Annotated in this window: 15 protein-coding genes; 7 read left to right on the top strand and 8 right to left on the bottom strand. The window is 36.8% G+C overall.

Annotated features, from left to right (window positions below):
* The first annotated feature begins 269 nt into the window (after nt 1-269).
* Entirely contained in the window at nt 270-1,739 is a 1,470-nt protein-coding gene (locus VB694_RS11370; protein ID WP_323360426.1) for an efflux RND transporter periplasmic adaptor subunit, read from the top strand.
* Nucleotides 1,739-2,956: an ABC transporter permease gene (locus VB694_RS11365; RefSeq protein ID WP_323360425.1), complete on the top strand. Its 1,218-nt coding sequence runs from the start codon at nt 1,739-1,741 to the stop codon at nt 2,954-2,956. Before VB694_RS11370 ends, VB694_RS11365 begins: the two co-directional genes overlap by 1 nt.
* A 67-nt stretch (nt 2,957-3,023) precedes the next feature.
* On the opposite strand, the gene VB694_RS11360 is transcribed toward VB694_RS11365, so the two are convergent.
* From VB694_RS11360 to VB694_RS11340, 5 genes are all read right to left on the bottom strand, one after another.
* On the bottom strand, nt 3,024-3,542 hold the full coding sequence (locus VB694_RS11360) for a transposase (RefSeq protein WP_323360424.1): 519 nt from the start codon (nt 3,540-3,542) through the stop codon (nt 3,024-3,026).
* 565 nt (nt 3,543-4,107) lie between these two features.
* Entirely contained in the window at nt 4,108-6,531 is a 2,424-nt protein-coding gene (locus VB694_RS11355; protein ID WP_323360423.1) for a GUN4 domain-containing protein, read from the bottom strand.
* 122 nt (nt 6,532-6,653) lie between these two features.
* Nucleotides 6,654-6,944, bottom strand: a complete 291-nt coding sequence (locus tag VB694_RS11350) for a nucleotidyltransferase family protein (protein WP_148764663.1) — start codon at nt 6,942-6,944, stop codon at nt 6,654-6,656.
* Nucleotides 6,945-7,068: 124 nt separating this feature from the next.
* The gene (locus VB694_RS11345; RefSeq protein WP_323360422.1) at nt 7,069-9,978 is read right to left on the bottom strand and encodes a tetratricopeptide repeat protein; all 2,910 of its coding nucleotides are present in this window, start codon (nt 9,976-9,978) and stop codon (nt 7,069-7,071) included.
* Nucleotides 9,979-10,043: 65 nt separating this feature from the next.
* Nucleotides 10,044-11,129 carry a hypothetical protein gene (locus tag VB694_RS11340; protein WP_323360421.1) on the bottom strand — a complete coding sequence of 362 codons (1,086 nt, stop codon included), beginning with the start codon at nt 11,127-11,129 and terminating at the stop codon, nt 10,044-10,046.
* A 359-nt stretch (nt 11,130-11,488) separates the two neighbouring features.
* Between VB694_RS11340 and VB694_RS11335 the strand changes: the two genes are divergently transcribed.
* The 3 genes from VB694_RS11335 to VB694_RS11325 all read left to right on the top strand — a co-directional run bounded on the left by VB694_RS11335 (nt 11,489) and on the right by VB694_RS11325 (nt 15,074).
* A complete protein-coding gene (locus tag VB694_RS11335) occupies nt 11,489-12,253 on the top strand; it encodes an ABC transporter ATP-binding protein (RefSeq protein ID WP_323360420.1) in 765 nt (254 codons plus the stop codon).
* Nucleotides 12,254-12,543: 290 nt separating this feature from the next.
* Nucleotides 12,544-13,359, top strand: a complete 816-nt coding sequence (locus VB694_RS11330) for an ABC transporter ATP-binding protein (RefSeq protein WP_416233479.1) — start codon at nt 12,544-12,546, stop codon at nt 13,357-13,359.
* Between the two features lie 128 nt (nt 13,360-13,487).
* Entirely contained in the window at nt 13,488-15,074 is a 1,587-nt protein-coding gene (locus VB694_RS11325) for an MlaD family protein (protein ID WP_323360419.1), read from the top strand.
* 15 nt (nt 15,075-15,089) lie between these two features.
* On the opposite strand, the gene VB694_RS11320 is transcribed toward VB694_RS11325, so the two are convergent.
* Entirely contained in the window at nt 15,090-15,404 is a 315-nt protein-coding gene (locus tag VB694_RS11320) for a DUF3288 family protein (protein ID WP_323360418.1), read from the bottom strand.
* Between the two features lie 232 nt (nt 15,405-15,636).
* Here VB694_RS11320 and VB694_RS11315 point away from each other — a divergent pair, with 232 nt between their 5' ends.
* The gene (locus VB694_RS11315) at nt 15,637-18,081 is read left to right on the top strand and encodes an ATP-dependent Clp protease ATP-binding subunit (protein WP_323360541.1); all 2,445 of its coding nucleotides are present in this window, start codon (nt 15,637-15,639) and stop codon (nt 18,079-18,081) included.
* 434 nt (nt 18,082-18,515) lie between these two features.
* Nucleotides 18,516-19,754, top strand: a complete 1,239-nt coding sequence (locus tag VB694_RS11310; protein WP_323360417.1) for a damage-control phosphatase ARMT1 family protein — start codon at nt 18,516-18,518, stop codon at nt 19,752-19,754.
* A 26-nt stretch (nt 19,755-19,780) separates the two neighbouring features.
* Here VB694_RS11310 and VB694_RS11305 read toward each other — a convergent pair whose 3' ends face one another.
* Nucleotides 19,781-20,914: a mechanosensitive ion channel family protein gene (locus tag VB694_RS11305; protein ID WP_323360416.1), complete on the bottom strand. Its 1,134-nt coding sequence runs from the start codon at nt 20,912-20,914 to the stop codon at nt 19,781-19,783.
* A gap of 32 nt (nt 20,915-20,946) precedes the next feature.
* Nucleotides 20,947-21,930, bottom strand: a complete 984-nt coding sequence (locus VB694_RS11300; RefSeq protein WP_323360415.1) for a mechanosensitive ion channel family protein — start codon at nt 21,928-21,930, stop codon at nt 20,947-20,949.
* Nucleotides 21,931-22,328: the final 398 nt, after the last annotated feature.

The following is a 22,328-nucleotide window of genomic DNA, read 5'->3' as shown; positions in this document are numbered from 1 at the left end:
ATTTTTTTGGGAAATTAATAAGTGATTACTTACATTTTATTTTTGTCACTTGTTGATTAGTAATTATATCTTTTTTCTATCCATCCTCAAAAACTAGCAAAATTTATCCAATCAGGTAATGGATGATCTTATATTTAATTGCTAGTATAAAAGTAAAACTAATCATCAACAATGTATTGATTCTATTGATGACTTCTATAAACAGCATTCTTGATTATTGAGTTCAAAAATTTAACAACTTTCCATCTTAGTAAATAGTGCAAAATAATATGACTACTCACATAGAACTGCCGCTGATTGGCAAAAAAATTAAATATCCATTTCGCTGGTTCATGGGGTTAATGGTATCTGGTATTTTCATAGTTGGGACAACCACAGCCTTAAAAATAGCAAATCCAGAAAACCGCAAACAAGACATTACTAAACTCACTATTCCAGTTCAAGCAAGAAGTGTCACAGTGAGGATTACAGCGAGTGGAAAAGTCCAACCGGTGCAAAGCGTCAATATTAGTCCCAAAAATCCGGGAATTATCACCGAATTGGAGATTGAACAGGGGGAAAAAGTCCAAAAAGGGCAAATTATTGCGCGTATGGATAACTCGGAAATTAAAATGCGAATTCTCCAATTTCAAGCCAACTTAGAGCAAGCAAAAGCGCAATTAGCAGAGAGTCAAGCGGGGAGTCGTCCTGAAGAAATAGCCCAAGGAAAAGCGCGTGTAGCCCAAGCTGTAGCCCAGTTAGCTATCATTCGGGCGGGGAATCGTTCTCAGGAAATTGATCAAGCTAGGGCGGCTGTAGATTCAGCTAAAGCCCAAGTAGAACTAACCCAAGCCAGGGTCAGACGTTATCAGGGATTAGCAAAAGAAGGGGCGATTTCCCAAGATTCTTTAGACCAGTATATTAGTGAAGATAAGAGAGCAAAGGCTAGTTTACAAGAAGCTCAACGCCGATTATCACTGCAAAAAGTTGGCAACCGCAACGAAGATATCAAAAAACAAGAAGCAGTAGTTACCCAAGAACGGGAAGCACTGAGAAAGCTAGAAAATGGCAACCGTCCCCAAGAAATTGCTCGATTTAAAGCAGTTGTAGCGGCGGCAAATGCTCAGTTAAAACAGCAACAAGTTCAGTTAGAAGATACCATTATTCGCGCTCCTTTTGCAGGGATTGTGACTCAAAAATATGCGAACATAGGAGCTTTTGTGACACCAACAACCTCAGCTTCTACAAGTACATCAGCAACGTCTAGTTCAATTGTAGCTTTAGCAACGGGTTTGGAAATTTTAGCTCAAGTTCCTGAAGCTGATATTGGTAGAATTAAACAGGGACAACAGGTAGAAATTGTTGCTGATGCTTATCCAGACCAAGTATTTAAAGGCCGTGTCCGTCTGATTGCACCTGAAGCCGTGATAGAGCAAGGTGTGACATCGTTTCAAGTGCGGGTGGTGATTGATAGTGGTGCTGATAAACTGCGTTCTGGTTTAAATGTGGATTTAACGTTTTTGGGCGATCGCATTAATGGTGCGTTAACTTTACCAACAGTGGCCATTCTCACCGAAAATGGCAAAACTGGCGTATTGATAGCAGATGACAATAATCAACCCCAGTTTCGAGAAATTACAATTGGCACACAAATCAAAAATGAAACTCAGGTTTTAGAGGGAGTAAACAAGGGTGATTTGATATTTGTGAACCCACCCAAAGAATACAAAATTAAAAAAGCCAAAGAAGAGAAAAAATAATGAATTTTCTAGAAAGCGTGCAAATGGCAGGTAAAACCTTACTTGCTAACAAATTACGTAGCGCCCTAACAATGTTAGGTATTATTATTGGTAACAGTTCAGTAATTGCCATGATCGGTATTGGAGAAGGGGGGCAAAAATTTGTAGATAATCAACTAAATTCATTAGGAACAAACATCTTATTGGTGATTCCTGGTAATGAAAAAATGGATCGAATTTCTCGAAATATTATCAGAACTTTAGTTTTAGAAGATGCTTATGCGATTGCCACTCAAGTACCTACAATAGCAGCAACTACGGCAGAATTAAATAGTAGACAGGTGGTTACTTATAAAAACAGAAATACCGATGTTAATATTATTGGCACAACTCCCAAATTTTTGATAGTGCGAGATTTTGAAGTAGCAACAGGCAGATTTTTCACTGACATAGATATGAAGCGTCGCAACCAAGTTGTGGTGCTAGGGGCAAAATTGAAAGAAAAGCTTTTTGGGAATACAAATCCCGTCAGTCAACAAATCAGAATCAAAAATGCCAGTTTTCAAGTAATTGGCGTACTAACAGAGAAAGGTTCAAGTTTGGGTGTAGATTATGACGAATCAGCATTAGTTCCCATTCTCACATCAGCAAATCGTTTGGTAGGAAGAACTTCTCCATACGGATTAGAACTAAGCTATATTGTTACTTCTGCAAAAGATACTGATAGTGTGGATGCAGCAAAATTTCAAATTACCAATTTACTCAGACAAAGACATAAATTAGTTGGTGAAAATGACTTTACTATTCGCACCCAAAAAGATGCTTTACAAACAGTAGGTCAAATTTCCGGTGCTTTGACAATTATGCTAACTGCGATCGCTGGAATTTCCTTATTTGTTGGCGGTATTGGTATTATGAATATTATGCTCGTTTCTGTTACTGAACGTACCCAAGAAATTGGCTTAAGAAAAGCCATTGGTGCTACCCAACAAGACATCTTAATTCAGTTCATTATTGAAGCAGTAATTGTTTCTGTAATTGGTGGTGTAGTAGGAACTACTGTTGGTGTTGGTGGCATACTTTTAATCGCAGCTATCAGTCCTTTAGAAGCCAGTATTTCGATTGCTTCTATTACAATGGCTGTGGGTATTTCCGGTGGAATTGGTTTGTTTTTTGGCGTAGTTCCTGCGCGTCGTGCGGCTCAACTTGACCCAATTGTGGCATTGAGGAGTGCATAATTAATTTGTAATTATCAAATCTATAAAAAAATCAACCAGCATTGGGGCAACCACGGGGGGTTTGTCCCTACGTGGGAAAATTTTCGGGGTTGTTGGGATGGAGGGTGTCAACATCCCATAATATTGGATTATCTTTTATATATTCTCGCAAGCGATCGCATGATTTTTCGTTACGAATAATGTGTTCATGATAATTGCGTTGCCATAGTCTCTTTTCAAAAGCTGGCCATTCCTTTTCATAAACACCATGACGATATTTAGTAGTGGTTAAAGACTTAAACCTATGAACAATATCTCCTAATTTCATTGAACAATTAGGTTCAACAATAATCATGCCATGAATATGATTAGGCATTAAAACAAAGGCATCCAGATCAATTTTTGGGTAATAGGCAGGAATTTCATCCCAAACAATTTGTACCATTTCTCCTGCTGGTGAAGGCTGCATTATACCATCTTCAATTTTACCCAATAGCGATCGCCTTTGGTTAACACAAATAGTCACAAAATAAGCACCTGCCTGAGAATAATCATATCCTTTCAGACGAATAGAACGACGATGATGAATATCACGATTATACGCCATAAAAACAAATAATATACGTAGGGGCAATCCCCCCGTGGTTGCCCGAATAATTTGTGGTTGCCCCGATAATTATCTGATCAATGATCAATTATACATGGGTTTTATTGTGATGCGATCGCCCAAATAAATCGCATAAAATACGTAGGGGCAATCCCCCCGTGGTTGCCCCGATAATTTATGGTTGCCCCCATATTATCGGATTAATAATCAATTCTACATGGGTTTTGATTTCATGCGATCGCCCAAATAAATCCCCAATAATTTGTGGTTGCCCTGATCATCATTGGTTGCACCAATTTATATATGGGTTTTGATGTGATGCGATCGCCCAAATAAATCCCAAATCCGTAGGGGCAATCCCCCCGTGGTTGCCCCAATAATTTGTGGTTGCACCGATAATTATATGTATTGGTTTTGATTTGATCGCCCCAATAATCCAAATAATCAATTTATTGATCAATACAAATATCGGGTTAATCAAATGATTACCACAAATATTAAGGCGATCGCATGGTAATTATAATTATCGGGGCAACCACAGGGGGATTGCCCCTACATTTACGGGTTAAATTTTGGAAAAGATAAAAAATGAGTGACTATTTCCACCATCTCCAAAAGTTGTATAAACAGAATGACAATTAACAAAAAGAGCAGGAAATTGTCCTTTAGATCCTACATATCGACTACTCTCACACATATCTGAATAACTCAACCACTGATCTCCTCTTCTCCAATTAACTTGAAATCCAAAATCACACCATTTATCATAATTAAACACGCCTGGTGTACCACCGCAGTCAATATAGATTTGTTTCTGGACAGAAAAACCAAAACGACCGTTACTATGTTTCACCCATAAATCATCAATTATTTTTAACTCATCATAGGGAAAGTTTTTATTATCATTAGATATTGACCATCTTTCAGGTTCTCTTGCCATAATTTTGCGTGTTTCTTCGTCAGCGTCTTTCCATCTTTTTTGCGACAAAACGAGGTCTAATTGTGAATATTTAGCTTGAAATTCCTGTTGTTTATGAGCAGTTTCTTCCTCCGCACGTTTACGGATTTCCTCCTCCTCAGCGCGTTTATGAGCAGCTTCTGCTTCCCGACGTTGACGCGCTTCCTCCTCCTGACGACGGGTATCATTCCATTCCTTTTGCAAAGCATCCCGTTTATCGCTGGAATGTCCTAAAGTTACCGCTTGGTTATAGTTAGCTAGGGCAATTTCATAGTTATTTAATTTTAGGTAAGTATCACCTCGTAAATCGTAAAATTCAGCCCTTTGCGGTTGGAGAGAAATAGCCTTATCTAAATCAGAAATAGCACTATTATATTCCTTCAATCCATCACAAGCCATAGCTCGTTGATAGTAAATATTTGCTTGAGGATTTAAAGAAATAGTCCGATCAAAATCAATCTTAGCTAGATCATAACGTTGGGCTTGTAAATGTTCCATGCCACGCTGAAAACATGATTGAGCAATATTGAGATAATTCGTTACTCCTAAAACTTGTAAACAAGCATTGAAAGATTGGACAAAATTACTATCTTCAGGTACAAGCATTTTACCAATATCAATAATTGGATCAACACTATTATTAATACCTCGTTGTTTTAACCAAGTTTGCATAATTGCTTGTACTTGGTTAGCAAAACCATAACGTGAGGGAACAGACTGTAAAATTTTTGCCCAACCTAAACGCAATTCCACCATAACAGCGGGTTCAGTTTGCTCTAAACCATCAAACAGGGCATTACAGTAGTCAATTACAGCTTTTGTTAAAGCTATACGTTCTTCATCATCAAGATTAGCTTCATCAAATAAATCAGGCAATAATGTAGGCAAAAGGGGTAATTGCCGTTGGGGTGCATAAATTAAGAAATATTCATCTGTCACCATTCCCACATGAATAGAGTGTAAAACTTCCATGTAGTGAGTGAAAGTTTCCCGACTGCGGCGACTAAATTCGGCTCTATCCAAGTCTGTTTGGATGGCTTTTCCTTGTTGTTGCCATTGTTGGAATAGGTTTTGAGAAATTTCGCTAATGGTATCTTGCCAACGCAGTTTACGCACGACAGTTTCAAAACGAGCGTCATCAAAATCATTGTTCCAAAAACCGATGTTGATATTAAAAAATGATTCTTCTACTTCCGTTTCTAAAACTAGAACTGGAATAGAACGTAATTCACTAAATATTTGATTAACTGCTGACTCTGCTCGACGATTTTTTGTTACCCATTCTCCCGCCATAAATTTTACTGGCCGTTGGTTGAGAGTGTATTGTTTAAATAGTTCCCTTAAAGCACCAGAAAGGGTAGATTCCATCATGGGAAATTGACTTTGAGCAGTGCTATTTGGTAAAGGATCGTAACGCAATACCGGAGGCGAAAAGAAGACGGTCAGGGGCATTTCTGGGCGGTTGTGGATTGTTTCTAGGATGTCATCAGCAACGGCAAAAACGGGACTATTACGATCTCTTCTAGCATCATCACGATTTTGTTTATCTCGTTGTCGGGTAATTTGAGCATCAAGAAACCGAATTTCAATGGCAAATTGTTGATCTGTTTCAGTTTTCCACTTTTGAAAGGCGATATTATCAGCTTGGATGGCAATTTGTACTTCTGCTTTAAATTTTTCAATTGCTTGGGTAAATTCCCGTTGTTTTTCTGCTTCTAATGCTTGGAATGCTTGCCGCATTTTTTCTTGTCTGAGCAAAGTTTCCGCTTCCATAGCTTTAAGAGTAAGGCTAAATTCCTTATCTTCTTGACGTTCTTTAGCTTTGATACTTTGCCGCATCATTTCCATTTTGGCATCAAATTCCATCCGTTTCATTGCCAATTGTTGAGTGTCATTATCCCGTTTTTGAGCAAGTGCTAAAGATTGTGTTTGGGTAGTAATAGCACGGGTTTGATTTACTGCTATTAATGTGGGAGCGATAGTCCCAGCTAATTTAACAATACCACCAACGATAGCTCCAAAGATATTCATAGATAAACTCCTGGTATTGATGTTTTGGTAATTTTTAATCAGTATTGTAGGGTGCGTCAGATATGACAAATTTGTTTATTTGTGAAGTTTATTCTGTCTGACGCACCCTACGAATATTTCCACTAGAATACATAGACAATATCCTCTAAAATTGGTTGGCGTAAATGTTCGCGTAAAGCATCTTTTGTTCCCATATCTACCGGACATTTTAATAAATCTTGAATATAGAGTTTAGCTTCAATAAACTGAAATAAACTCATTGATTCGGATAATTCTGCTAATAAATCCACATCACTATCAGAACGAGCTTCATTACGAGCAACAGAACCAAATAATTCAAGAGATTTTACTCCTAAATTTTGTAATTCTTGTTGATGTGTTCTGAGAATTTGTAACACTTCTTCACGGTTCATAGTCATTTTTCCTCATTTTTCTGTAAGAAACTTTGTAGTTAGGCTTTAGTCCTAATTATGTGGTACGTCACATTATCAATCTATGGTAAAATAATTAGATTAAAAATGTGCCGCACCTAAATATTTATTCCTTTATTCGCCAAATTTTCATTGAGTTATCCCCACCTCCACTAACTAAAGTATAACCATCTGGACTAATTGCTAAATTACATACACCTCCAGAATGGATACCAGAAAAAGATTTTAATTCTTTCCCCGCATCTAATTCCCAAACTTTAATTTCATTGTTATGACTTCCACTTACCAAAAATTGATCATTTGCACTAATGGCAAGAGTTTTTACGTAATGAGAATGTCCACTTAAAGTTCTAATTTCTTCTCCTGTATTAATATTCCAAATTTTGATTGTTTTATCGTGACTTGCACTCACTAAAAATTGACCATTTGAACTAATCGCAACTTTCAATACTGGAGCAGAATGTCCAGCCATATAGTAAATTAGCTCACCATTGTTTAAATTCCAAACTTCCATAGCAGAATCTTCACCACCACTAACTAAAGTCTGATTGTCAGGAGTAATAGCAAGAGTCAAAATTTTATTCTCATGACCTGTAGTAAAACTAAATATTTCTGAGCCTGTTTTTAAGTTCCATACTTTAATATTACCAGAGCGATCGCCACTAGCAATGATTTGATTATTAGGACTGATACAAACACTATCAATAGGTGCATTATTTCCGCTAAAAGTCATCATTTCTGATTTAGTTTGTAAGTTCCAAATCTTGATAGTTTGATCTTCACTACCAGTAACCATGATTAACCCATTATTACTAATAACATTAGAACTAATAGCGATAGCATTAATATTATTAGAATGTCCAGTAATACCGTGAGTCTCTTGAAGGGTTTTTAAACTCCAAAATTTAATAGTTTTATTGTCATTACTAACATTAACTAATGTTTGACTATCAGGAGTAATCGCAATTGTATTAATGTGACTACTGCATCCTGAGAAAGAGTGAATTACATCAAAGTTCTCTAATTTTTGTTTGCGTTCATTTTCCTTGCGTTTGACATCATCCCAAACACCTTGAACAACCTGTTTATTTTGCTGTGCTTGACTAGATTTAGGATCAATTCTTAAAGCCGAATCGTAATCTAAAATTGCCTGATTATATTGCCCTAACTTGTAATAAGCATTACCTCGATTACAATAAACAATATCCCAATCAGGATTAATTTTCAAAGCTTTACTATAATCATGAATTGCCTTTTGAGTTTGATTTAACTTCATATAAGTCAAACCACGATTATAATAAGCATAAGCCCATTGAGGATTTAACTCAATTGCTTGATCAAAATCTGCAATTGCTTGAAAATATTGCTCATTTTTAGAACGATTTAAACCTCGTTGGTAACAAGCATCTTTAACACTCAAAGAATGACTATCATTAATTGCTTGTAAACATTGATTTAACTTATTTACATATTCAATATTATCAATGGTTAAAGCTGATATTACTCCAGTAAGTAAAGATTCAAAATCATTTGGTATTTCTAGATTATGTAACTTTAACCACTGTTGTAGGGAATAAATAATCTGTCCTTTTGCCCAAACCTTATCATCTAAATTCGCAAAACCCAAAGCTAAATCTAAAGCCAAATCAGGAATGAGAGCGCAACGTTCATTATCCTCAGATAAAACATTATAGATATTTTGGTAATAGAAAATAATGGATTTAATTAATTCTTGCAATGCTGCTATATCATTGACTTGCTTAATTAAATTAGGCAAAATTTGAGGAAGACTAGGAGGTAAATTGTATTCAATCAAGAAATATTCATCAGTAATTAAACCAGAAAAAACACAATGATAAAGAATAAAAAATTGTCCCAATTCTTCAAAATCTTTATTATTAATCCGATAATGCAGTTCTAATTCACTAGAGTCAATTCCTGCTGCTTGAAATTTTTCCTCTTTTTGTAAAATCTTTAAATTCTCAATATTATCTCTACCATAAATTTTATCAACTTCTTCTGGAGTTTCTCCGGTAGCGATTAATTTTTCTCTGGTCTCTAGCCATTTTTTGGCTCGATTTTTCGCAGCGTCATAAAGAATATCTCTATAGGGTAAACGAGAAATAATCGGATCATAACGAAAATTAGACCAATTTAAACCCCAATAAGCAATCCGAAAATTAAGATAATCTCCATCAATTTCTGATTCTAATACTAAAGTTGGTTCTGATTTTAAAACACCAAATAAAGCCTTAATACTGCCTTCACTATGAAAGGTTTTACTTACCCAAGCACCTGCTAAAAAGTCTAAAGGACGCTTTTGTTGCTCATATTGTTTGAAAAATTGTCTTAATCCTTCAGCTACAGTTAATTCAAGATCAGGAAATCCTTTGTTATTATTAGCAGCATTAGCAAAGCGTTCAAATTGTAATTTAGGTGGTGCAAAAAAGATATGTAAAGGCATGATTCCTATAGTATTAGAATTGAGAATATCAGAAGCTACTAACCACACAGGAGAATTTTCTAATCTCTTTTGTTCCTCAACAACTTTTAAAGAAGTTTGGCGTTGATAAATTGCTAATTTTTGCTGAAATTCTTGATTAAGATTTAAAATTACTAATTGTAATTCTTTTTCTTGTTCAAAACGCCAACGTTGAAAATCAAGATTTTTATCACTAATTGCCATTTGGACTGTTTGAATATACTTTTGTAATTCAGCTTGACGTTCGTGACTTAATCTAGCTTGTTCAGCTTGAAAAGCCAGATTTTTCTCCTGTAATTCTTTAGCCCTTTGATGACTTAATTGTGATTGTTGAGCCTGAAATTCTTGTTGTTCTTTTCCTTGAATATACTGTAATTTTAACTGAGAAACTTGCATTTCATCCCGTCTTTCAGCTAGAGCAGTATTAGACTCAATAACTGCTATTTGAGTATCTCTATGTACTTTTGCTATTTGCATTTGTGGAATTACATTTAAAGCAGCATTAAATACAGTTTTTACCCAATTCCAAACCATAATTCACCTCCGATAATTTAACTTAATTTTAAAGTTTGTAGCTGGGACAAAGCCCAACTACAAGCCTATCCCACCAAATCTAATAAGTAGTAGGCAGCATTAGCAAAACCACTGTGATTACTACCTTTTACAGCTATCGTGCCATCGTTTTTATGCACATGACCACAACTGTCAAGGTAGCCAACTTTGACATCATTGACATCATAAATATTCATGTCTGTACCAACGCGACCTTTGTATGTGTTGCCAGCAGAATAATAATTGCCAGTATACAGTTTTCTTCCTTCACAATGACCTCGAAGATGTCCATCTACATAGAAATTTTTGCGATCGCCATCAAATCCATAATCATCACATCCCCTAAATGTCATTTCATGATCTTGATGTTGAGATGAATCATGAATTTCTGTAGTTGCAATATAACCATCACTTGCGTTCATTGCTGCTTCAAATTGTGCCACAGGAATCTCCATTGCTTTACCATCTGGTGATAAAGAATCATTAACAATGACATAAGAATTATCAGGATTTAAAGGATCTATTTCTAAGCCAATTAACTGCACAATATGATTAGCTTCCGCACCTTGATAATGACGAGGATCGAATAAATCAGGTGCAGTTTGTCCTAAAAGAGAATTATGATCTGGTAGCCATTCAATAGTAGAATTTACCCCAACAAAAACCTCTTCGTGATTATTTAATTTATCAGCAATTTCGCTCAGAGTGCCACCATAATGATGTTCCACAGAAACATGAGTTTGTTCTGTGATTAATTTTCCAAAATCATCCGCAGATGTCCCTATATTTGGACTGTACCAATGCTGTTCTTGGGCATGATGAAGTAATTGTTCTTGGGAAAAAGATTGATGATTAAGATGTTCAATGGCATTCTGTTGAGCCGCAATACCACAAGCATCATTAGAGATTTGTTGATGCCAATGATTCATTTCTTCTATCGGATTACCAATGACAATACCATGAGGATGATTCGGATCAAATTGATGATGGGGACTTAAAGAATGTAAATCATTGTTTACAACTTCCTGTGTCCAAGGATTGTGATTTTCAGAAGATGATCCAGAATGTTGATCTGTTGAAAAATCAATGTTCAAGGCGTTAGCAAGAGTATTTAACAAATCATCATTATTCATAAAATACATTTCCTTTAATGGTATGGGCAAACCCCCTGTGGTTGCCCCGATTAGGTTTTGGGGCGGGTACAGAGTACACAAAATCGCCATTTTCTTGACTACAGAACAGTTGTCCTAGAAATCGCAATTTTAATTAATCTTTACAAAAATAGTAATTTCTGGGCTACAAAGTAGTCGTGCAAAATAAATTGAACATTTTAAAAATCCCTAAACCAATCAATTTTGTAGGGGCAAACCCCCTGTGGTTGCCCCACATATCGGGGTAAGCAGGTGGGCGCTACCCCTACATTAAATCCAAATCTTTTATATAATTAATTATGCCTGTCTACTAATTATATTTCACATGAGGACAAATCTCCATGTCTAATACTCTCACTGTTACCGATTCTAGTATTACTAATCCTGAGCCAAAATCAGAAATTATTCGTTTAGAGAACATATTTAAAATATATGGAGTTGGAGAAACCGAAGTAAAAGCCCTAAATGATATCAACTTAGTTATAGAAGAAGGTGAATATTGTGCAATTATGGGAGCATCAGGTTCTGGAAAATCTACAGCCATGAATATTATCGGTTGTTTAGATCGTCCCAGTTCGGGAAATTATTATTTAGATAATCTGAATGTAGCCCAAATTGGTGATACAGAATTAGCACATATTCGTAATAAAAAATTAGGGTTTGTATTTCAACAATTCCATTTATTAAATCAATTGACAGCAATGGAAAATGTGATGCTGCCAATGGTGTATGCTGGTGTTAAGCCTGGGGAAAGAAAAGAACGGGCAATTGAGGCATTGATAAAAGTAGGTTTAGAAAACCGTCTCAATAATAAACCTACCCAATTATCAGGGGGACAACAACAAAGAGTAGCGATCGCTCGTGCCATTGTCAACCGTCCTGTTGTCCTTTTAGCTGATGAACCTACAGGTGCTTTAGACTCCCGCACAACGCAAGAAGTTTTAGATATTTTTGGTGAATTAAATAGCAGCGGGATTACAGTTGTAATGGTGACGCATGAAACAGAAGTTGCTCGTCAAACTAAGCGGATTGTTTGGTTTCGTGATGGTCAAATGGTACACTCTAACATTACACCAAGTGAGTTACATCAGCTTGTAGTTTCTTGATGAAAGATTAGAATCAAAAAAGATGACTGTGACTAAAGTCACACGAGCCACTTATATCTCAGGGCTAAAGCCGCTGAGTTTTACGCTTACCGGCTGTTCCTATAATGTCCTAAAGGAGAATAAAGTATAACTTGGAGAGATTCACCAATAACATCCAGAATTTGTGTGAGGGGATTGCATCTCTGAGATCCGGTCAAATCACAATCAAAGGAGTAGTATGACGTTCACAGACTAAAACTTATTTACCAATTACCAATTATCAATTACCAATTACCAATTACCTATGACCTATGACCTATGATCAATCAGCAATAATAGAACCAATAATAAAACCATTAATTGAACTCAGAGGTATTTCTAAATCATTTGGTAAAAACAAGGTTTTAGATGATGTTGATTTAGAAATTTACAAAGGAGAAGCAATAGGAATTATTGGACCATCAGGAACTGGTAAATCGACGATTTTAAGAATTATTGCTGGGTTATTACAGCCCGATGAAGGAGAAATTTATATCCAAGAGAAAAAGCGAGATGGCTTAATTGAGGATGGCGCTGATTCTGTAGGGATTGGGATGGTATTTCAGCAAGCGGCCTTATTTGATTCGTTGAATGTGGATGAAAACGTTGGTTTTTCATTGTATCAAAATTCCACATTAAAGCGATCGCGTATTCGCCAACTAGTCAACGAAAAATTAGAAATGGTAGGTTTACCAGGAATTGGCCATCTTTACCCCTCAGAACTTTCAGGAGGAATGCGAAAACGGGTAAGTTTTGCCCGGGCGATTATGTCGAATCCCGATCATCCCGCAGATAGTCCAGAAGTTTTACTGTACGATGAACCTACAGCCGGACTTGATCCTATTGCCTCAACGGTCATTGAAGATTTAATCCGTAATTTGCAATGTACCCATGGTGGCTGTAGTACCTATTGTATTGTGACTCACCAAGAGAGTACCATTCGACGTACAGCTGACAAGTTGATATTTCTTTATCAAGGGAAAGTGCAATGGCAGGGTAAAGTAAGTGAAATAGATCACACTGACAACCCTTTGATCAGACAGTTTATGAGTGGGAGTACACAGGGTCCAATTCAAGTAGTTACTTAATACTATTTTGGATTTTAGATTTTGGATTGTGAAATATTGACTTGATAGGCTTTTCATTCTTCTATCTGTCACTGTTATTTTGCCCATTGATATCACAAATCAGGACTAGTTTTATGGAGCGCGGAAAAATGCGAAGTCTAATCAGCGGCTTCACCGCTACACGAACCTTTAGAGAAGGTTCAGTGGGATTGATCATCTTACTCGGTTTAGGAGCATTCGGGGTAATTCTACTGTGGTTAAATAGAATCACTCCCGGACGTAGTTCTTATAAAGCTGTGGTCGAATTTGCTAACGCGGGAGGAATGCAAAAGGGCGCACCCGTTCGTTATCGTGGTGTAAAAGTGGGTAGTATTTCTAATATTAAACCAGGAGTAAATGCCGTTAATGTAGAAATTGAAATTAACGCTCCTAAATTGCTCATCCCCGCTGAATCTAAGATTGAAGCAAATCAAAGTGGATTAATTAGTGAAAGTATTATTGATATCACCCCAAAAACTACCCTACCAAATGATACTGATCTTGCTGGACCATTAGACAAAGATTGTAATCCCAGCCTGATTATTTGTCATGAAGCTAATAACTTAAAAGGTCAGATTGGTATCAGCGTTGATGAACTGATTCGTCAATCATCTGATTTCGCGGCTCGATACAATAATGAGAAGTTTTATCAAAATGTTAATCGACTTTTAGTCACCTCTGCGGATGCGGCTACTAGTGTTGCTAATCTGAGTCGAGAACTGCAAGGTGTCAGTAAAAGTTTTAAAGGAGAAATAGGGACATTTTCTAATACTGCGGTAACACTACAAAAAGCCACAAATGAACTAACGGCGACAACTACAAAAACGGCAAATCAATTAGGTGCAACAGCTGGTGATTTTAGTACAACTGCAAAACAAGCCAGTCGCTTGCTGAATAACTTAGATGAGTTATTGACTACAAACCGTTCTGCTTTGGTGGGGACTTTAAATAATATGACCCAAACCAGTAATCAACTGCGTCAAACAGTTAGTAGTTTATCACCTGCGGTTAAGCGTTTAAGTGAAGGAGAATTATTGAAAAATTTAGAACTTCTTTCTGCTAACGCTGCTGAAGCTTCAGTTAATTTAAAAGATGCTTCTAAAACTTTAAATGATCCTAAAAATATTGTTTTACTGCAACAAACTTTAGATGCAGCTAGGGTGACATTTGAAAATACACAAAAAATTACTGCTGATTTAGATGAATTGACAGGCGACCCCAAATTCCGCCAAAATCTTCTGCAATTGGTGAATGGTTTGAGTAAATTGGTTTCTTCTACAAAGGATATACAGCAGCAAACCAAAGTTGCGGTTACTTTAGACTCACTCAAAGCATCTATCAATCAACCAAAAATTGCAACACCTCCCGTAGCTTTGAAAGCTTTTGCAACTCCATCAAAAGTTGTCACTCCCACCCCTGATGTCAAAGCAGTAGTATATCAACCAAAAAAAGAAATTATCGCTCCACCAGAATTATTACCAACTTTAGTAATTCCTGTAATTCCTACACAGTCCCCCCAGGAAAAAGAACTAATTCAACCCTTACCTGAAGCTGTGGAAACTGTAGAAAACAACCCAGCAGAAGAAGCAGGGGAGCAGGGGAGCAGGGGAGTAGGGGGAGTAGGGGAAGTAGGGGAAGTAGGGAGAGTAGGGGAAGTAGGGGAAGTAGGGGAAGTAGGGGAAGTAGGGAGAGAATAACAACTGAAGCAATGACTAATTCCAATCTTGGGGAGCATCCCAATTTTGCTCTTCTTTTTTGCCGCGACTTTTATAAATACCGCCTGTATCATGAAGTTGACGAGTTTTGGCAAAAAGTTCTTCTGCGGTTAAACCCCAACTTTGTAAAACTTTATCTAAATCGTTTTGAATGTCCCGTGCGCCTGGAAAGCCTTGATAGCGAATTTTTAGCCTAGCCAATTCGGCTAAATTGTATTCTGTTGCCTCCTGAGCGAGTAAACTATTAATAAAGGGGCGATCGCGGTTGTAAAGGGGATGCTGTTGGTCTTTACTTGCTGAAGATTCTGTCATAATTATTACCACTGATAGGATTTCAGATTGATCAAGACTAAAGGCTTAATAGTCTGCTAAATTAGCTATAATTGGCGAATGACGGCAACTACACCTGGGCTAATACGGCTCTCACCACTGCCATCCAATTTTAAATAAAGATACATTATCTTTAAGAAAATACAAGAAACTTTAGATGAGGGTGAACTTTAGATCACCCAAAGTCCAAGCAGCAAGGGAGCAAGAACCCGCTATGTTTGAACACTTCACGTCCGAAGCCATTAGGGTAATTATGTTAGCTCAGGAGGAAGCACGCCGCCTGGGACACAACTTTGTAGGAACAGAACAAATTCTCCTGGGTTTAATGGGAGAAGGAACAGGGGTTGCTGCTAAAGTGCTGGCCGAATTAGGCGTTACCCTCAAAGATGCGCGTCGGGAAGTAGAAAAAATAATTGGTCGGGGTTCTGGTTTTGTGCCGCCGGAAATTCCTTTTACACCAAAAGTAAAAAGTCTATTTGAGCAGTCTTTTAGAGAAGCTCACAGTCTTGGACACAATTACATAAACACTGAACATTTATTGTTAGGTTTAAGTGAGGCTGGCGAAGGCGTGGCCGCTAAAGTCTTGCAAAATCTGGGAGTTGATTTGCAGACTATCCGAGCAGCTGTGATCAGTCGCCTGGGTGAAGATGTCACGGTTTTTGCTGGTGGTGGCAGTACCAAACGCAACCAAAATCTCAGTATAGAGGAGTTTGGTAGAAATCTGACCAAAGTCGCTCAGGAAGGGAAACTTGACCCTGTGGTTGGTCGTCAAAAAGAAATCGAGCGCACGGTACAAATTCTCGGTCGCCGGACAAAGAATAACCCAGTTTTGATTGGTGAACCAGGAGTTGGAAAAACTGCGATCGCAGAAGGTTTAGCTCAACGGATTATCAACCAAGATGTACCAGAAGTTCTCCTCAATAAGCAAGTAATTAGTCTGGATATGGGCTTGTTAGTTGCAGGAACTCGTTTCCGTGGCGACTTTGAGGAACGCCTGAAAAAAATCATGGAGGAAATTCGCTCCGAAGGCAACATCATCCTCGTCATTGACGAAATTCACACCTTAGTTGGTGCAGGTGGGACAGAAGGCGGCTTAGATGCAGCTAATATCCTCAAACCAGCTTTAGCTAGAGGTGAACTGCAATGTATTGGCGCAACCACCTTGGATGAATATCGTCAACATATTGAACGAGATGCGGCTTTAGAGCGTCGTTTTCAACCAATTTTAGTGGGTGAACCATCTGTAGAGGAAACAATTGATATTCTCAACGGTTTGCGTTCTGTTTATGAACAGCATCACAAAGTCACCATTTCTGATGCAGCAGTGGTAGCAGCAGCACAGTTATCAGATCGATATATTAGCGATCGCTTCCTCCCAGATAAAGCCATAGACTTAATTGATGAAGCTGGTTCTCGTGTGCGTTTACGCCACTCCCGCATCATCAACAACAAAGAAATCAAACTGCAACTCAAAAACATTACCAAAGACAAAGCTGAAGCCATCAGACTGCAAGATTTTGGTAAAGCCAGTAGACTGCATCAAGAAGAACTGGAACTGCAAGCCAAACTGGACTTAGAAGATAACCTGAAAACAGTCAAAGCCATTGTTGACGAAGAAGACATCGCCGAGATTGTTGGTTCTTGGACAGGTGTACCCGTTAACAAACTCACTGAATCAGAATCAGAGTTATTGTTGCACTTAGAAGAAACCCTACACAAACGCCTCATTGGTCAAGAACAAGCCGTAGTAGCTGTTTCTCGTTCCATCCGTCGCGCCCGTGTCGGCTTAAAGAGTCCTAACCGCCCCATCGCCAGCTTTATCTTCTCTGGTCCGACAGGGGTAGGGAAAACCGAACTAGCCAAAGCTTTAGCGGCTTACTTCTTCGGCTCGGAAGATTCCATGATTCGCTTAGATATGTCCGAATACATGGAGAGCCATAACGTCTCTAAACTCATTGGCTCACCTCCCGGTTACGTAGGCTACGACGAAGGCGGACAACTAACGGAAGCCGTGCGGCGCAAACCTTACACAGTGCTACTTTTCGACGAAATCGAAAAAGCGCACCCCGATGTATTCAATATGCTGCTGCAAATCTTGGATGACGGGCATCTCACGGATGCCAAAGGCCGGAAAGTGGACTTCAAAAACACCTTAATTATCTTAACTTCCAATATTGGTTCTAAGGTAATTGAAAAAGGCGGTATGAGTTTAGGCTTTGAATTTGATAACCAAGCTGATGCTAGTTATCACCGTATCCGCAACTTGGTAAACGAAGAACTAAAAGCTTATTTCCGTCCTGAATTTCTCAACCGTGTTGATGAAATTATCGTCTTCACTCAGTTGAACAAAGAAGAAGTTAAGCAAATTGCAGAAATCATGTTACGTGATGTAGCTAAACGCTTAACAGAGAAGGGAATTAAACTTCAAGTCACAGAAAGCTTTAAAGACCTAGTTGTGAGAGAAGGTTACGACCCCAGTTATGGTGCTAGACCCTTACGCAGAGCCATTATGCGTCTGTTAGAAGATTCTCTGGCTGAGGCTATCTTATCTAGTCACATTCTGGAAGGTGATACAGCCATTGTTGATGTCGATGATGATGGAAAAGTTCAAGTCAGAAAAGCAGAAACCCGCGAATTCCTGTTAGCTAAAGCTGGTTAATTCTGAATACCATCTCAAAAATAACTCGGTTTAAAGGGTAATGGGGAAAGGTGAAGAAAAATCTTCAACCTTTACCCTTTTTTTCTTTCAATTTGGTTATGAACATTAACAGAAATACATCAGAATTGAGGCAATACTTTTCGGTTAAGGGACTTCCAAATAAAAAAACACTCAACACCTAACGTAAAAAATCTCTCAAACCCTCATTTCTCTGCGTTCTCTGCGCCTCTGCGGTTAGTTAATCCGGATAATTTATTTCTCGGAAGTCCCTAATATGTAGGTTGGGTTGACGTTAGGAAACCCAACATTGATAGGCTTTGCTTGGGTTGCGCTATCGCTTAACCCAACCTACATAAGTTTACTGAGTGAAAACATTGAACTAAACTTGTAAAATCAGGTTACAATAACTAAAATTTAGCGGGAGATAGCAATTTTTGGTGAATAAATCTAAATCTCAAATTCCTAATTTACCACTACCAGCACCCCTTGTAGCTGCAAATTCTGGCTCTTTTACTGAGTATACAGTAACTCAAAGAATGCCAGATATTGCTCGGCGGGTGATTTTAGAAAATCAATTCCCCACCGAGATAAATCAAAGCTTGGAAAAACTAGCAACAGAATTACCAAGAGGATATTTACCACCTTTAACAAATGACTCTGGTGCAGATTTTTACGACTGGGAGAAATATCTACAACCTTATAAAAATCAGCGTTGGCTAGATGTACCTTGGTTTGTTGCAGAAACTTATTTTTATCGTCTGATTCTCAATATAACTAATTACTTTCAACCAGGAGAATATCAAAATATTGATCCATTTTTATTACAAAAAAACCAAGGTTTAGAAACATCAATTGATGCGATTATTTCTTTGTGTATTCAATCACAGAAATGGTTAGATGAGTCACAGCAAGAAGGGAAACCTAACAAATCTTCTCTGATTGCGTTATTATATTTTGCATTATGGGGAAATCGGGTTGATTTAAGTTTATGGTCAGCTTTTGAAGATGACAGAAGTAGTTTTGATATTCAAACTCAATTAAGTAACATTTTAGTAGATGACACATTTGCGGTTACTAATTTGTTAATAAAGTCTGAAAATAACTGCATTGATTTTGTGATTGATAATGCTGGTTTTGAGTTAGTTTGTGATTTATGTCTAGTTGATTTTCTCTTAGGTAGTGGCTTTGCGAATCAGGTTTATTTGCATTTAAAACACCATCCAACTTTTGTATCTGATGCGATGATTAAAGATGTGCATTATACGAAGGATTTTTTAGTAAAAAGTAGCAATATTCAAGTTCAATCTTTGGGAAAGAGGTTAACAGAAAACCTAGCTTCAGGTAAATTAGTTTTAACTGAAGATTATTTTTGGACTTCACCTTTAGCATTTTGGGAAATACCCATATCACTTAAAAGTGAGTTAGCAAAATCTAATTTAATAGTTGTGAAAGGTGATGCTAATTATCGGCGTTTATTAGGCGATTTACACTGGGATTTTACCACAAAATTTGCAGATATAGTTTCTTACTTACCTGCACCAATCTTAGCTTTACGCACCTTAAAATCAGAAGTAGCCGCAGGTCTGAAAACCGAGGTTTTAGAGGAATTAGCAACAGCTGACCCTAAGTGGTTAACAAATGGACAATGGGGGGTAATTCAGTTAGTAGAATAGGGAATTAATTTATCTGAATCCTGATATTAAATCGTCATAGGTGACTCAACATAAAGAGTCGGTTCTTGCATAGTAAATTCAATACCATGAGTCAGCAACTTTTTAGAAATATGTTCATTTGCTAATTCTAATAAACGCTTGCGAAAGTCAATTGAATTTTCATGAGAACCCAAAATAAAGAAACTTACCCTAGCACGAACTCCTGGTTGATCTTCTTGGGGAAACAAATTAATTTTTGTACTGTTGGGATCGATTCCAAATAAAGTAATTGTACTTTCCTTAATGACTTTTTCTAGTAATGCTTCTTCCTGTTTTTCTAGGATGCGAGAAAAATCAAGATAAAGCAAAACCATTAATTTTTTACCTCTAGTAACATTTTCAATATCAACTTTTGCCATGACTGAATTAGGAACAATTACCAGGGTACTTTTAGCAGCAATTCTCAGCTTTGTAGAACGCAAACCAATCGATTCCACACGAGCAAATAATATACCTTGAGAACTTAAACTGATGCGGATGTATTCTCCAGCTACAAAAGGACGATCTAAATATAAAACAATTGTACCAAAAATTTGTTCCAGAGTGCTTTGTGCTGCAAAAGCAACAGCTATACCCCCAATCCCTAAACCTGCAATTAAACCTATTAAATTCACATTCTGACTTTGAGCAAATGCTAAAGCTGCGATAAAACCAATAACAACATTAATAACAGTTTCAACAACTAGCAATAATTCATCTACTTCTAAACCTAATTTACGAATTAAATCAATTCCGTAGATTCGCAAAACCTGACGAAACAAGCGAGATATTAAAGCTGCAAAACTGCTAATTAGTGCTAAATCCAGAAAAAATTTCAGGAATAGATAAAAACCTGTATATTGTTGTAATAAATTCCAAGATACAGAAACAAGAACTAAAGTCCCTGTAATTTTCAAAAGATTTTCCAGAGGATCAATTAAACTTTCATAAATCTTGACTATTGGTTGAGGTGTAAATTTATGAATGATTAATTTTAACAACCCAGGAGTGTATTTACCAACTAGTAAAGATGCAAGAAAAAAGAAACAAAAAATTACTAAATTCATTCCCAATGATATCAGAAATTTTCGTATTTCTTCATCAATTGGCAACCAGTTTTGAAGATCAACTAAAATCTGCATTGTACTTATTTACTTCTCTTGCTTAACTTAATTTATATTGTGATTGGTGCATCAATATTCACTGCTTCATCTGCAATATCAAAATTAATCCCAAATTCTTGCAGTTGCATATTAATATTTTGTTTAGCTATATCTAGCAATTGATGACGCATATCCATACCTACTTCACCAGTACCAAGAATAAAAAAGCTAATTTGTGCCTGAGTGGTTTCAATTTTTTCATCTGAGAAAATATTTTTAAAATTTACTTCAGTATTGCGGGAATCTATGCCAAATAAATCATTGCTACTTTCTAAGATAACTTGACGAATCAAAGCTTTTTCATTCTCGTTAATTTTTTGATGGAATTTCAAATAAATTAAAGAAACTACTTTTCTTCCTCCTGTGAAGTTTTCGATATTTAATTGAATTAGTGAATCGTTGGGAACTATGGTTACAGTTCCCTTACCGGAATTTCTAATTTTAGTAGAACGTAAACCGATTGATTCTACTCTACCAAATGTGCCATCAGGTAAACCAATATAGTCATCAACTACAAAAGGTCTATCAATATAAATAACAATTCCCCCTAATAACTGTTGCAAAGTTTGTTTAGCTGCAAAAGCCAAAGCTACTCCACCAATTCCTAAACTTGTGACTAAACCTAAAAGATTAATTTGATGAGCTTGAGCGAAAACGCAGAAAATGGTGATAAAAATTAGACCTTTGGCGATAATATTAGATACTACTAATATTTCACCATTCATTTTTTGCTTAATTGCTGACTCTAACAAATAATAGTTAAAGAATTTATCAAACAACTGGAAGGTTAACACACCAACCATAATAGCTATTGATATCCCCAAGGGAATTTCTATATATTTAAGCCAAGTTTGTTGGAGAATTATTAACAATAAAATATCAATCCCCATTAACAAACTAACAAATATTACCCATTTTTTGTAAGGTGTAATAATTTGCTCATAAATTTTCTGTAATTGCGGAGACAAAAACCGATTAATGATTGATTCATTCATTTTATGCCAACAGAAAAACACCATAAATTCAGAAACCACGCCAATATTTTACAACTATGCAAAATTTGCCTAAGCTGTTTTTGAAAAATATCATCTCTGATGATACTATAGACTACTCCTCACACTTTGGACTCAAACAAGTCTACTTCATGACAAGACTGGGATACTTACTTACAGAAGATAAAGACAACAAATTTTCTTTAATTTCTGTAAATGCTAACATTATACCAAATGGATGATGATAATTTAACTCTGTTGATTAAAAAAATAATTAGATATCTTAAAATCATACTGAAGGCATAGGTAAAAATTTTAATCAACCACATCACAGTATTATTCTGAATAAAAGATCAACTTTAAATATCTAAGTAACATTACTAAGATGAGATATAGGACTC

The organism is Anabaena sp. UHCC 0451, assembly GCF_034931405.1.
GTDB lineage: Bacteria > Cyanobacteriota > Cyanobacteriia > Cyanobacteriales > Nostocaceae > RDYJ01.
The sequence above is the reverse complement of the archived record's forward strand: the minus strand, read 5'-3'. Positions and strand labels throughout refer to the sequence as shown.